Raw genomic sequence first — 13044 nt, 5'->3', positions numbered from 1 at the left:
CGGCCTCAGGTCATCCCGCTCGAGGTGGAGGTATCGCTGGCGGTGAGGCGGCGGCGGAAGTGTTCGGGCGAGACGCCGGTCCACGCCACGAAGGCACGATAGAAGGTCGAGGTGTCGGCATAGCCGAGCTCGGCGGCGAGGCGGGCGATCGGCTGGCGCGTCTTGGCGAGGCGGGACAGCGCGATGTCGCGCCGCATGGCATCCTTGATGGTGCGAAAGCCGGAGCCTTCTTCCTCCAGCCGGCGGTGCAGCGAGCGCGAGGACAGGTGCAGGCTGCGTGCGACCTCGGCGACCGTGAGGTTGCGTGGCAGGGCGTCGCGCAGCAGGTCGCGCACCCGAAACACCATCTCGCGGTCGCGGCGGTAGAGCATCGAGATCTTGCCCGGGGCGCCGTCGAGGAAGGCCGCGAGCGCCGCTTCGTCACGCCGGATCGGCAGGTCGAGCAGGTTGGCCTGGAAGCGGGCAACGAGGGGGCTGCGCGTATCGTCTTCGGCCTGCGCGTCGGTGTCCGCTGCGAAGCGCGAATGCTCGGTGTAGACGAGGGCATAGTCGTCCGCGTGCGGCGGGCGGCGGTAGGGGAAGTCCACCGCGTCGAGCGCGAGGCCGCGGCCGACGAACCAGCTGGCGACGCCGTGCAGCAGGCGCAGCAGCCACTCGAAGGCAAACACCCGCGCGGGATCGTCGCGCCCGTGGCCGAGCGGCAGGCGCTCGGTGATGCGCAGTTCGGCGCGGTCGGCGGCGCTGCTGACGGCGACCTCCAGGTCGGGCAGCACGATGCGCATGAAGCGCCCGGCACGGCCGAGCGCTTCGGCCAGGGTGGGGGCGCCGAGCATGCCGCGGCACAGGAACTCGAAGCAGCCCGGCGGCATGCTGCGGCTGAACAGTCCGAAACCCTCGTCCTCCAGTTCGGCGATGACCCGGTTGTAGAGCGCCGCGTAGCGGTGCAAGGGGATGCGGCTGGCGGCGTCTGCAAGGTCGATGCCGGTGGCGGCGAGCAGCGGCGCCGGGTTGCGCCCCTGACGGCGCATGCCCGACAGCATGCCAGTGACGAAACCCATGGCGACCGATGCCCGATTGCGCGTGTCGCGGCGGTTTTCGGTGCTGTTGGCAGGCTCAAGGGTCGGCATGGCGTGGGGACGGGTGGGCAGGCAGAGCGGACGTGGGTGATTGGCGGATTTTGCATGATTGAAGTCCGCCGGAGCAATGGCAATGCAGCCGCGCGGCTTCTACCATTCAGATATTGAAATCCATCATCCCAGGGGGGAGACCGATATGACCGATCTGAGCGTTGCGCACAAGCTTTCGCCCTACAAGCCGAAGAACAAGGTGCGCTTCGTCACCGCCGCCGCCCTGTTCGACGGCCACGATGCCTCGATCAACATCATGCGCCGCATCCTGCAGTCGACCGGCTCCGAGGTCATCCACCTCGGCCACAACCGTTCGGTGGGCGAGATCGTCAATGCCGCGCTGCAGGAAGACGTGCAGGGCATCGCCATCACCAGCTACCAGGGCGGCCACGTCGAGTTCTTCAAGTACATGATCGATCTGCTCAAGGCCAACGGCGGTGAGCACATCAAGGTGTTCGGCGGCGGCGGCGGTGTGATCGTCCCGGCCGAGATCCGTGAGCTGCACGAATACGGCGTCACCCACATCTTCTCGCCCGAGGACGGCGCCAAGATGGGTCTGCAGGGCATGATCAACAGCGTGGTCGAGCGCTGCGACATGGACATCACCAAGGCCGCGCCGCAGAAGGCCGACGCGGTGCTGAAGGCGCTCGCCGCCGGCGACCGCCGCGCGCTGTCGCGGATCATCACCGCGCTGGAGAACGGCGGCTACGGTGACGAGGTCAAGAAGGCGCTGATCGAGGCCGCCGCCAAGACCAGGGTGCCGACCCTGGGCATCACCGGCACCGGCGGCGCGGGCAAGTCCTCGCTCACCGACGAGCTGGTGCGCCGCTTCCGCCTCGACCAGGACGACAAGCTCAAGCTCGCCATCGTCTCCATCGACCCCTCGCGCAAGCGTACCGGCGGCGCGCTGCTGGGCGACCGAATCCGCATGAACGCGATCGAGCACGACAACATCTACATGCGCTCGCTCGCCACCCGCGACACCGGCTCGGAAGTCTCGGCCGCGCTGCCCGAGGTCATCGCCGCGTGCAAGCTGGCCGGCTTCGACCTGGTCATCGTCGAGACCTCGGGCATCGGCCAGGGCAACGCCGCGATCGTGCCCTTCGTCGATCTGTCGCTGTACGTAATGACGCCGGAGTTCGGTGCCGCCAGCCAGCTCGAGAAGATCGACATGCTCGATTTCGCCGACTTCGTCGCCATCAACAAGTTCGACCGCAAGGGCGCGCAGGATGCGTTGCGCGACGTGCGCAAGCAATACCAGCGCAACCGTGAGCTGTTCAGCCAGAGCCCGGACGAGATGCCGGTGTTCGGCACCATGGCGGCGCGCTTCAACGACGACGGCGTCACCGCGCTGTACCAGGCGGTGCTGCCGGCGCTGGTCGGCAAGGGCCTGAAGGCCGCCAAGAGCAAGCTGCCGGTGGTGGCCGTGAAGGCGTCGAGCGAAGGCCGCGCGATTGTCCCCGCCGAACGCATCCGCTACCTGGCCGAGATCGCCGACACCGTGCGCGGCTACCACAAGCACGTCGAGCAGCAGGCACGCGTCGCGCGCGAGCGCCAGTCGCTGAAGATCGCCAAGGGGCTGTTCGAGCAGTGCGGCAAGGACGCCGGTTCGTTCGACGAGCTGATCAACTGGAAGGACGGCGAGCTCACCCCGCAGGCCAAGAAGCTGCTCGAGCAGTGGCCGACCGAGAAGGCGCTGTACGCCGCCGACGAGTACGTGGTGAAGATCCGCGACAAGGAGATCCGCACCCAGCTCACCCATACCTCGCTGTCGGGCAGCAAGATCCGCAAGGTGGCGCTGCCCAGCTTCGAGGACGAGGGCGAGACGCTCAAGTTCCTGATGAAGGAGAACGTCCCCGGCTCCTTCCCCTATACCGCCGGCGTGTTCGCCTTCAAGCGCGAGGGTGAGGACCCCACCCGCATGTTCGCCGGCGAGGGCGACGCCTTCCGCACCAACCGACGCTTCAAGAAAGTGTCCGAGGGCATGCCGGCACACCGCCTGTCGACCGCCTTCGACTCGGTGACCCTGTACGGTTGCGACCCCGACCCGCGTCCGGACATCTACGGCAAGATCGGCAACTCGGGCGTGTCGATCGCCACGCTCGACGACATGAAGGTGCTGTACGACGGCTTCGACCTGTGCGCGCCGACCACCTCGGTGTCGATGACGATCAACGGCCCGGCGCCGATCATCCTCGCCTTTTTCTTCAACACCGCGCTCGACCAGCAGATCGCCAAGTTCAAGGCCGACAACGGTCGCGACCCGACCGAGGACGAATACGCCAAGATCAAGGCGTGGACGCTGTCGACCGTGCGCGGCACGGTGCAGGCCGACATCCTGAAGGAAGACCAGGGCCAGAACACCTGCATCTTCTCGACCGAGTTCGCGCTGAAGATGATGGGCGACATCCAGGCGTATTTCGTTCATAACAAGGTGCAGAACTTCTACTCGGTGTCGATCTCGGGCTACCACATCGCCGAGGCCGGCGCGAACCCGATCAGCCAGCTCGCCTTCACGCTGTCGAACGGCTTCACCTACGTCGAGTCCTACCTCGCCCGCGGCATGCACATCGACGACTTCGCGCCCAACCTGAGCTTCTTCTTCAGCAACGGCATGGACCCGGAATACTCGGTGATCGGCCGCGTCGCCCGCCGCATCTGGGCGGTAGCGATGAAGAACAAGTACGGCGCCAACGAGCGCAGCCAGAAGCTGAAGTACCACGTGCAGACCTCGGGCCGCTCGCTGCACGCGCAGGAGATGGATTTCAACGACATCCGCACCACGCTGCAGGCGTTGATCGCAATCTACGACAACTGCAACTCGCTGCACACCAACGCCTACGATGAGGCGATCACCACGCCGACCGAAGAGTCCGTGCGCCGTGCGATGGCGATCCAGCTCATCATCAACCGCGAGTGGGGCCTGGCCAAGAACGAGAACCCGAACCAGGGCGCCTTCATCATCGAGGAGCTCACCGACCTCGTCGAAGAGGCGGTGCTCAAGGAGTTCGAGGCCATCGCCAGCCGCGGCGGCGTTCTGGGTGCGATGGAAACCGGCTACCAGCGCGGCAAGATCCAGGAGGAGTCGCTCTACTACGAGCACAAGAAGCACGACGGCTCCTACCCGATCATCGGCGTGAACACCTTCCTCAACCCGAAGGGCCAGGCCCAGCAGGAGATCGAACTCGCCCGTTCGACCGAGGAAGAAAAGCAGGGCCAGTTGAAGCGGCTGGCCGACTTCCATGCCCGCAACAAGGCCGAGGCACCGAAGTGGCAGGCCAGGCTGCAGCAGGCCGTGATCGACAACACCAACGTGTTCGAGGTGCTGGTCGATGCGGTGCGCTACTGCTCGCTCGGCCAGATCACCGACGCGCTGTACAAGGTCGGCGGCCAGTATCGCCGCAGCATGTAAGCACGATCCGCTTTCCCCCCACTCTCCCACTTGGGATACGGCGCTTCGGCGCCGTTTTTTTTCTTTTTCATGCAGCACGCAGGCGAAAATGGTGGTTGTCCAAACCTTCGCCCGCCGCCATGAACCTCACCACGCCCGCGCTGCTGTTTCCGGCGATCTCGCTGTTGCTGCTCGCCTACACCAATCGATTCCTGACCCTCGCCCAGGTGGTGCGCCAGCTCGCCGCCTCGCTCGATCGCACCGCGCCGCTGGTGCAGGGGCAGTTGCCCGGGTTGAAACGACGGATCGTGCTGACGCAGTACATGCAGGGCTTCGGCGTGCTCAGCTTCCTGTTGTGCGCGCTGTCGATGTTCGCACTGTTCATGGAGGCGCAGACGACAGGGCAGCTCATGTTCGGCGCCAGCATCCTGACGCTTGCGCTGTCCCTGGTGCTGTCACTGATCGAGGTGCTGATCTCCACCGAGGCGCTGTCGGTGGTGGTGAAGGATCTGGAGCAGGCGGCACGTCCGCAGGACAGCCTCGCCCGGGACCCCGCCGGGCGGCGTTGAGCAGGGCGCGCGCTCAGCGGCTGGTGAGCTTGAGCTCGATGCGCCGGTTGCGCGCGTAGGCGTCCTCGGTGCTGCGCGCATCCAGGGGGTGGAACTCGCCATAGCCGGTGGCGGCCAGGCGATCGGGCGGAATGCCCTGGGTGCGCAGGAACTTGACGATGGCGAGCGCGCGCGCGGTGGACAGCTCCCAGTTCGAAGGGAAGCGCGCAGTGGCGATCGGCCGGCGGTCGGTGTGGCCGTCGACCTGCAGGACCCAGGGCAGGTCGGCCGGGATCTCGGCGGACAGCGCCTTAAGCGTTTCTGCCAGGCGGGTGAGCTGGATCATGCCCTCGGCGCTGACCTCGTCGGACGCAGTGGGGAACAGCACCTCGCTCGAGAACACGAAGCGGTCGCCGACGATCTGGATGTCCTTGCGCTCGCCGAGCACGGCCTGCAGGCGACCGAAGAATTCGGAGCGGTAGCGGGCGAGCTCCTGCACCCGTGCCGCCAGCGCGAGGTTGAGCTCGCGGCCCAGCTCCTCGATCTTGAGGTCCTTGTCCCTGGCGGCGAGTTTGGCGGCGTCGAGTGCGGCGTTGAGCTGTTCGAGCTGCTCGCGCACCGCGGCGAGCTGCCGGTTGAGGAGTTCGACCTGGGCGATCGCGGCGGCCGACATCTCGGTCTGTTCCTTGAGGCCGCGCTCGCTGTCGTCGAGCGCACTGGCCAGCCGGGCGGCCTCGGCCTCGAGCTCGGCCTTCAGGCGTTGCAGGGCCGCGATGTCGGCGGTGAGGCGGGCGGCCTCCTCGCGTTGGGCGCGGGCTTCGTCCTGGGCGGTGTGGAGTTCGTCGCGTGCCGTCAGCAACTCGGTGGACAGGGCTTCGCGCTCGCGCTCGGAGGCGGTGAGCGAGGCGCTCAGCTCGCCGACCTGCAGGTCGGCGCGTTCGCGGGCGGACTTTTCCAGGCTCAGGGTCTGGGCGAGGGCGGCCAGCTCGGCGTTGAGCTGGGCCAGCGCGCGGTCGCGCCCGCTCACCGCGTCGGCGAGCACGAACTGGCCGATGACGAAGATCAGGATGACGAACACCAGCACCATCAGCAGCGAGGCGAGGGCGTCGACGAAGCCGGGCCAGAAGTCCATCGGCCGGCGGCGGGCGAGACGGGCCATGGTTCAGTCCGCCTTGTGGCTGCCCTGGCCGCCGAGTGCGGCGGCGATGGTGCGCGACAGCAGGCGCAGCTCGGCGCGCAGGTCCTCGGAGAACTGCGCGCCCTGTGCGGGCTGCTGGGCGAGCTGGCGAATCAGGCCGCGCAGATCGTCCTGCGAGGCGGACAGGGTCGAGAGGTCACGCGACTCGCGGGTAATGAGGTCGGCGAGGCGGCCGAGCTGATTGTTGAGTTCGCCCAGGTGTTCGGCGGTGGCGCGGCGTTCGCGTTCGGACTCGGCAGCCGAGCGCTGCATGCGTTCGATGCTCTCGGCGGTCTGCTCGAGCAGGGCCTGCACGTAGGCGGGCACGTTGCCTTCGGCTTCGACACCGACGCCCGAGGGCAACTTGGTCATGTGCGACAGCCATTCTTCCAGCTCGTTGTAGAAGCGGTTCTGCGCGTGACCGGACTGCAGGTCGAGAAAGCCCACGATGAGCGAGCCGGCCAGACCGAACAGCGAGGTCGAGAAGCTCGTCGCCATGCCGCCGAGCGGTTCGTCGAGCTTGGTCTTGAGCGCTTCGAACATCGCCACCGGGTCGGTGCCGACGCTCATGTTGCCGATGATCTCGCCGATCGAGCGGATGGTGACCAGCAGGCCCCAGAAGGTGCCGAGCAGGCCGAGAAAGATCAGCAGCCCGATCAGGTAGCGCGACAGGTCGCGCTGCTCCTCGAGGCGGATCTGCACGCTGTCGAGGATGGAGCGGGTGGAGGTGGGCGAGAGGTTGAACTTGCCGCGCTGGCGTGTGGACAGCAGGCGCGCCATCGGTGCGAGCAGGACCGGACGCAGCCCGCTCGGGGGACTGTTCGGCTCGGCGTGCTGGAAGTCCTCGATCCACAGCACCTCGCGCTGCAGCCGCCAGACCTGGCGCAGATTGACCGCGATGCCGATCGCCAGCACGAACAGGATGACGCCATTGAAGGCGGCATTGGCGAGGAAGGCATGCTTGAGCTGGGGAACGAGTGCGGCGGCGAGCAGGGCGACGAGGGCGAGGAAGACAGCCATCCAGGTCGTGACATGGACGGGTTTGGTGAAGGCCTTGCGTTCCATCGACGAAGCTTCCTGATCGCGGGGCACCGTGCAGGCGCCCATTACGGGTAGAGATCCGCGCGCCAGTCTAGCGCGAATCGTGCAGCATTCGGGCCGCGCGAATCCCCTTTTGTGATCCACGTCATGTTCAGCAACCACAATAATCGGTTACTAATTGCAAATGCGGTGCAGTATGGCCAAAATAATTAAAAACATCAAAAACAAGAGCGAATTCCGGATTCCCTGTGTGAAAACCAGATTACTCGCGGCACTCGCGACTTCGATCCTGGGTGCGAGCCTGTCCTGCTTCGCGGCGGAGCCCGTCGTGGCCGATCGCGGCCTGCCGCCGGTCTGGTCCGTGAGCGGCTTCGGCACGCTCGGCGTGGCTTACCACGATGAGGACGACACCCTCTTCCGGCGGAGCGTCGACCAGCGCGGCGGCGTCCGTAGTGGTCACCTCGAGACCCGGGGCGACAGCCTGCTCGGCCTCCAGCTCAATGGCCAGATCGATGCCAACTGGTCGGTCATGGGCCAGGTGGTGAGCCGCCAGGACATCGACCGCAAATGGACGCCGCAACTGACGTGGGGCTTCGTCAAGTACGCGCCCAACGATTGGTCGGAGTTTCGTGCCGGACGCATGGCGGTGGATATCTATCTCGATGGCGACTCACGCCATGTCGGCTACTCCTACACCACGGTGAGGCCCTACGCGGATGTGTATGGCCGGCTGACCTTCGATACCTTCGACGGCGTGGACGCCGCATTCCAGGCCTTCGTCGGCCAGGGCTTGATGCGCCTGAAGCTCTTTGGCGGGCGCACCCGAGGTGGAGTCTTCCTGAGCGACGAGATATACGAGATGAATCGCGGGCGTACCTTTGGTGCGGCGCTCGACTGGGTCGGGCCTGAACTCAGCGTGAAGCTCGCCTGGGGAAGCATGACGGCGACCCGTCATCCTCGGATGGGGACGCTGGCGCAGGCGCTTTTTGGTCTCGCCCAGGCGCCCTTTCTTGACTTTCCGCAGGCGGCCGAGCGCGCAACCGAGATCACTGAGACCAATCGTGTCACATATCTCGGGTTGGGCGTCGGCTGGGAACGCGGCCCGATGTCACTGCAGTTCGTCGGTACCGATATGTCGATGTCCATTCATCCCGGACATGAAGGCTGGGGCCTCGGGGCGACAGCGTCCTATCGATTCGGCGCCTGGAAGCCTTACCTGAGTTACTCGCGAAGCGTCATCGACGCGGTCGAGCGCGAATTGTCCTGGCCCGCGCCGTTGCAGGGGGGACAACTTCAGTCGCTCTGGTTGCACAACCGCGAATTCATCAGGCATGACCAACACACGGTTGGCGCCGGCGTCCGCTACGACTTCGCCGACAACGCTGCCTTCAAGCTGCAGGTGGACCGCATCGAAGCCAAGCGTTCATCGTCCCTGCTCGACGACAGGGGTTTCAGGACAGGTCCGCGCGGATTGACGCTGTTCTCAGCCACGATCGACTTCGTGTTCTGAGAGGCCCGCCATGTACAGATTTCTCATCATTTGCATGGTGTCGCTGCTTGCCTTCGTGGGCAAGGATGCGCTCGCCGACGAGCTGCTGATCGTGACGCATCCGGAGAGCAGCATCGGCGAGCTCAGTCGCCAGCAGGCCAGCCACATCTTCCTGGGCCGCCTGCGGCAACTGCCGTCGGGTGAGCGGGTGACGGTCATCGATGTCGAGCCTTTGCGTGCTGCCTTCTACCAGAGCCTGGTCGGGCGCAATCTGGCCGAGATCAACGCCTACTGGGCCCGTCTGCAGTTCTCCGGGCGCACCCAGCCGCCCCTGCGTGTGGCAAGTGCGCAGGAGGCGATCGAAATGGTGCTCGACAGCCGCAGCGCGATCGCCTTCGTCCGGGCCGACCAGCTCGATCCTCGTGCCAGGGTGGTGATGCGTCTTGGGCCCTGATCTGACCGTCGCCGCCGCGCAGGCGGTGGCCCCCATTCCTCCGCCACGGCCTGTCCGGCGCGGGCTGGCAGTCCGTGCCACGCTGCTGATCCTGCTCTTCGGTGGCGTGATCGGTGCCGTCGTGGCCTGGTTCAGTGCGGTCTTGATCGAGCGGACCGAGCGCGACCGCCTCAATGGTGCGCTGGTCGAGCTGATGTCGACCGTCGAGCGCGCCGCCAGCGTGGCCGCCTTCGCCGGTGACGCTCAGCTCGCGACCGAGGTGGTGATCGGTCTATTGAACAACCGCAGCATCGCGCAGGCGGTGATCGAGGACAGCGGCATCGTCCTCGCCGCCGCGGGCGGGCCCGATGCGAGCCCCGTCGGCTTGCGGCAGCCTCTTGCCCTGAGTCAGCCCCTGCATTCGCCCTTTGACGACACCGAGGTCATCGGCCAGCTTCGCATCGTGCCGGCAGTCGAGGTCATCGCTCGCGACGCCGCAAGTTATTCGCGCTTCATTGCGTTGATTCTTGCAATCGAGGTCGTGCTGATCACGTTGGGGGTGAGCTGGGTCGTGACGCGCGGCGTCACGCGCCCTATCCGGACGCTGTCCGACGATCTGCATCGACTCGATGCCGAGGGTGGGGCGCACGTGGCGGCGCCGCGCGGCCATGAGCACGACGAGATCGGCCGCCTGGCGGAGGACATCAACGGCTTGATCGACCGCATGGCTGTCAGCCTCGTCAGCGAGCGGCGGGCGCGTGAGCTGCACGCGGCGGCCGAACGCAAGTGGCGGCTGATCTTCCACAATGCCGAGACCGGCCTGTGCACGATCGATGCCGGGGGCCGCCTGTCGGACTGGAATCCCTGGCTGGCACGGCTGCTCAACCTGCCCTTGCGCGACGACCGTGAAGGTCGTTTCATCCTCGGTGAGCGCTTCGTCGACGCCGAGGGTCACTTCGCTCACATGCTGGGTGAAGCAGCGCTCGGGCGCCCGCTGCCGGGTGCTGATTTCGAGTGTCGCGATTCGAGTGGTTACGTGCGCTGGCTGAATGTGGTGCTCAATCCGCTCGAAGGCTCGCCCGGCATGCTGCAGGGGATCATCAACGATGTGACCGAGCGCAAGCGTGCCGAGGCGCTGGCGCGCACCCAGGCCGAGCGCGATGCCCTGACGGGCCTGCTCAACCGCCGTGGCGTGGAGAAGGTCTATGGCGCCGCTGCAAGGGAAAGCCGAGAGGCGGCCGGGCTGTGCCTGCTGATGTTCGATCTCGATGGCTTCAAGGCAGTCAACGATACCCACGGGCACGAGGCCGGCGACGAGCTCCTGAAACTGGTCGCCCGTCGCGTGGAATCCATCGTACGCCGCAGCGACAAGGTCGCGCGGATCGGTGGCGACGAGTTTGTCGTGCTGCTCGAGCGTCTGAACTCGATCTCGATGGCGCGCCAGATTGCCGGCAAGCTGGTCGACCTGCTCGCTCAACCGTTCGCCGTGAGCGAGAGCGTCTTGGTCACGATCGGGGCCAGCGTCGGGGTGGCCTACACCCACTGTCCGCCCGCGCAGCTCGCAGAGCTGTTGCGGCGCGCGGACGGGGCGATGTACGAGGCCAAGAAAGGCGGCAAGAGCCAGTACCGCTTCGCTTTCCCCACCTGAATCTGCGGGCGGATCGCGCCTGCCGCGCCACCTGCAACAATTCAGTACATTCCACAAACAGTTGCGCAAAAGTGGCTTGTCACACTCCAGCCTGAACTGACTCGGACGCCGCTTCGCGTCCCGCCCGGCCGTACAACTCACAACAGTGGCCCGGGTGTCGAGACAGACAGGACAAAAACCGAAGGAGGAGTGTGGAATGGACACAGGCAAGGGCAGGTCCGATATCCACGGGCAGGGTGCAGAGGGCGGGCTGGACACCTTTCCGCGCTACCTGATGCATCACGCGAAGGCCAGGCCGCAGCAGCCGGCGATGCGCGAGAAGGCCTACGGAATCTGGCAGACTTACAGCTGGGCGCAGGTGGCGGAAAACGTGCGGGCAATCGCCTGCGGTCTGGCGCAGCTTGGCTTCAAGCGCGGCGATCGCCTTGCCATCGTCGGCGACAACCGGCCGCGCCTGTACTGGTCGGTCGCCGCCTGCCAGTGCCTGGGCGGCATCCCGGTGATGATGTACCAGGATGCGGTGGCGCAGGAGATGGTCTATGTGCTGCAGGACGCCGAGATCAAGTTCGCCATCGTCGAGGACCAGGAGCAAGTCGACAAGATGCTCGAGATCCAGCCCGAGGCGCCGCTGCTCGAGCACGTGATCTACGACGATGCGCGCGGCATGCGGCACTACACCGAGACCCTGCTGATGGGGCTGGACGAGCTGCAGGAGATGGGGCGCATCCACGATCGCAACCAGTCGGACTTCCTGGATGGCGAGATCGCCAAGGGCGCCTCAGACGACATCTCGATCATGCTGTACACCTCGGGCACCACCGGCAAGCCCAAGGGCGTGTGCCAGACCCATGGCGCCTTCATCGCCGCGGCGCGTGGCGGCATGCAGTTCGACAAGCTCACCGACCGCGAGGACATCCTGTCCTACCTGCCGATGGCCTGGGTGGGCGACCACCTGTTCTCCTTCGCGCAGGCCATGGTGGCGGGCTTCACGATCAACTGTCCCGAGTCGGGCGAGACGGTCATGAACGACCTGCGCGAGATCGGTCCGACCTATTACTTCGCCCCGCCGCGCGTGTTCGAGAACCTGCTTACCCAGGTGATGATCCGCATGGAAGACGCCGGCGCCCTCAAGCGCAAGATCTTCAGTCACTTCATGGACGTCGCCCGCCGCTGCGGTGCCGACATCCTCGACGGCAAGCCGGTGTCGGGCGGTGACCGCTTCCAGTACTGGCTGGGCAACCTGCTGGTGTACGGCCCGCTCAAGAACGTGCTCGGCATGAGCCGCATCCGCGTCGCCTACACTGCCGGTGCGGCGATCGGACCCGATCTGTTCCGCTTCTATCGTTCGATCGGCATCAACCTCAAGCAGCTCTACGGCCAGACCGAGACCTGCGCCTATGTGTGCCTGCAGCCGGACGGCCAGATCAAGCTCGATTCGGTCGGCAAGCCGGCGCCCTTCGTCGAGGTCAAGCTCGCCGACAACGGTGAGATCCTGGTCAAGGGGCCGATGCTGCTCAAGGCCTACTACAAGCGCCCGGACGCCACCGCCGAGTCGATCAACGCCGACGGCTACTTCATGACCGGCGACGCGGGCTTCTTCGACGAGGATGGTCACCTCAAGATCATCGACCGCGCCAAGGACGTTGGCAAGATGGCCGACGGCACGATGTTCGCGCCCAACTACATCGAGAACAAGCTCAAGTTCTTCCAGCACATCAAGGAGGCGGTCACCTTCGGCAACGGCAAGGAGTTCGTCACCGCCTTCATCAACATCGATCTCGAGGCGGTGGGCAACTGGGCCGAGAAGAAGGGCATGGCCTACTCCGGCTATGCCGATCTGGCCCAGCAGTCCGCGGTGTATGACCTCATCCGCGACTGTGTCGAGAAGGTCAATGCCGATCTCGCCAACGACCCCAACATGAGTGGCTCGCAGATCAAGCGCTTCCTGATCCTGCACAAGGAGCTCGATGCCGATGACGGCGAGCTCACCCGCACGCGCAAGGTGCGGCGCAACTTCATCGCCGAGAAGTACGGCGAGCTGATCGACGCCATGTTCGAAGGCAGGAAGACCCAGTTCATCGAGACCCAGGTCAAGTACGAAGACGGTCGCACCGCCAAGGTGTCCGCCGATCTGCGCATCGAGGAGGTCAAGACCTTCGTGCCGCAGGCCGGCAAGCAGGCCGCGTGAGG

9 protein-coding genes are annotated in these 13044 nt (G+C 65.8%); 6 read left to right on the top strand and 3 right to left on the bottom strand.

Going from position 1 to position 13044, the window contains the following annotated elements:
• Window positions 1-5: 5 nt before the first annotated feature.
• Window positions 6-1058, bottom strand: a complete 1053-nt coding sequence (locus PLC66_RS02135; RefSeq protein WP_324537445.1) for an AraC family transcriptional regulator — start codon at window positions 1056-1058, stop codon at window positions 6-8.
• A 214-nt stretch (window positions 1059-1272) separates the two neighbouring features.
• Between PLC66_RS02135 and icmF the strand changes: the two genes are divergently transcribed.
• Together icmF and PLC66_RS02125 are read left to right on the top strand one after the other, a co-directional pair.
• Window positions 1273-4539 carry a fused isobutyryl-CoA mutase/GTPase IcmF gene (gene icmF, locus PLC66_RS02130; protein WP_324537443.1) on the top strand — a complete coding sequence of 1089 codons (3267 nt, stop codon included), beginning with the start codon at window positions 1273-1275 and terminating at the stop codon, window positions 4537-4539.
• Between the two features lie 119 nt (window positions 4540-4658).
• Complete coding sequence (locus tag PLC66_RS02125; protein ID WP_324537676.1) at window positions 4659-5087, top strand: DUF2721 domain-containing protein; 429 nt, start codon at window positions 4659-4661, stop codon at window positions 5085-5087.
• Between the two features lie 13 nt (window positions 5088-5100).
• On the opposite strand, the gene PLC66_RS02120 is transcribed toward PLC66_RS02125, so the two are convergent.
• Both PLC66_RS02120 and PLC66_RS02115 read right to left on the bottom strand, forming a co-directional pair.
• On the bottom strand, window positions 5101-6225 hold the full coding sequence (locus PLC66_RS02120; RefSeq protein ID WP_324537441.1) for a peptidoglycan -binding protein: 1125 nt from the start codon (window positions 6223-6225) through the stop codon (window positions 5101-5103).
• A gap of 3 nt (window positions 6226-6228) precedes the next feature.
• Window positions 6229-7308, bottom strand: coding sequence for a flagellar motor protein MotA (locus tag PLC66_RS02115; protein ID WP_324537439.1), 1080 nt, complete (start codon window positions 7306-7308; stop codon window positions 6229-6231).
• A 172-nt stretch (window positions 7309-7480) separates the two neighbouring features.
• On the opposite strand from PLC66_RS02115, the gene PLC66_RS02110 reads away from it, so the two are divergent.
• The 4 genes from PLC66_RS02110 (at window position 7481) to PLC66_RS02095 (ending at window position 13042) form a co-directional block, all read left to right on the top strand.
• The gene (locus PLC66_RS02110; RefSeq protein WP_324537437.1) at window positions 7481-8794 is read left to right on the top strand and encodes a porin; all 1314 of its coding nucleotides are present in this window, start codon (window positions 7481-7483) and stop codon (window positions 8792-8794) included.
• Between the two features lie 10 nt (window positions 8795-8804).
• Window positions 8805-9227 (top strand): type 2 periplasmic-binding domain-containing protein, encoded by a 423-nt coding sequence (locus PLC66_RS02105; RefSeq protein ID WP_324537435.1) that lies wholly within the window; start codon window positions 8805-8807, stop codon window positions 9225-9227.
• Window positions 9217-10854: a diguanylate cyclase gene (locus PLC66_RS02100; RefSeq protein WP_324537433.1), complete on the top strand. Its 1638-nt coding sequence runs from the start codon at window positions 9217-9219 to the stop codon at window positions 10852-10854. Before PLC66_RS02105 ends, PLC66_RS02100 begins: the two co-directional genes overlap by 11 nt.
• A gap of 196 nt (window positions 10855-11050) precedes the next feature.
• Window positions 11051-13042 (top strand): AMP-dependent synthetase/ligase, encoded by a 1992-nt coding sequence (locus tag PLC66_RS02095; protein ID WP_324537432.1) that lies wholly within the window; start codon window positions 11051-11053, stop codon window positions 13040-13042.
• Window positions 13043-13044 lie beyond the last annotated feature (2 nt).

This window comes from Thauera sp., assembly GCF_035444905.1.
GTDB lineage: Bacteria > Pseudomonadota > Gammaproteobacteria > Burkholderiales > Rhodocyclaceae > Thauera.
This window is presented reverse-complemented; position numbering and strand designations above follow the sequence as displayed.

Bases quoted from the DNA above. Each gene is read 5' to 3' on its own strand.
- PLC66_RS02135 (WP_324537445.1), bottom strand. From the start codon at position 1,058: ATGGGTTTCGTCACTGGCATGCTGTCGGGCATGCGCCGTCAGGGGCGC.
- PLC66_RS02125 (WP_324537676.1), top strand. From the start codon at position 4,659: ATGAACCTCACCACGCCCGCGCTGCTGTTTCCGGCGATCTCGCTGTTG.
- PLC66_RS02115 (WP_324537439.1), bottom strand. From the start codon at position 7,308: ATGGAACGCAAGGCCTTCACCAAACCCGTCCATGTCACGACCTGGATG.
- PLC66_RS02120 (WP_324537441.1), bottom strand. From the start codon at position 6,225: ATGGCCCGTCTCGCCCGCCGCCGGCCGATGGACTTCTGGCCCGGCTTC.
- PLC66_RS02110 (WP_324537437.1), top strand. From the start codon at position 7,481: ATGGCCAAAATAATTAAAAACATCAAAAACAAGAGCGAATTCCGGATT.
- PLC66_RS02095 (WP_324537432.1), top strand. From the start codon at position 11,051: ATGGACACAGGCAAGGGCAGGTCCGATATCCACGGGCAGGGTGCAGAG.
- PLC66_RS02105 (WP_324537435.1), top strand. From the start codon at position 8,805: ATGTACAGATTTCTCATCATTTGCATGGTGTCGCTGCTTGCCTTCGTG.
- icmF (WP_324537443.1), top strand. From the start codon at position 1,273: ATGACCGATCTGAGCGTTGCGCACAAGCTTTCGCCCTACAAGCCGAAG.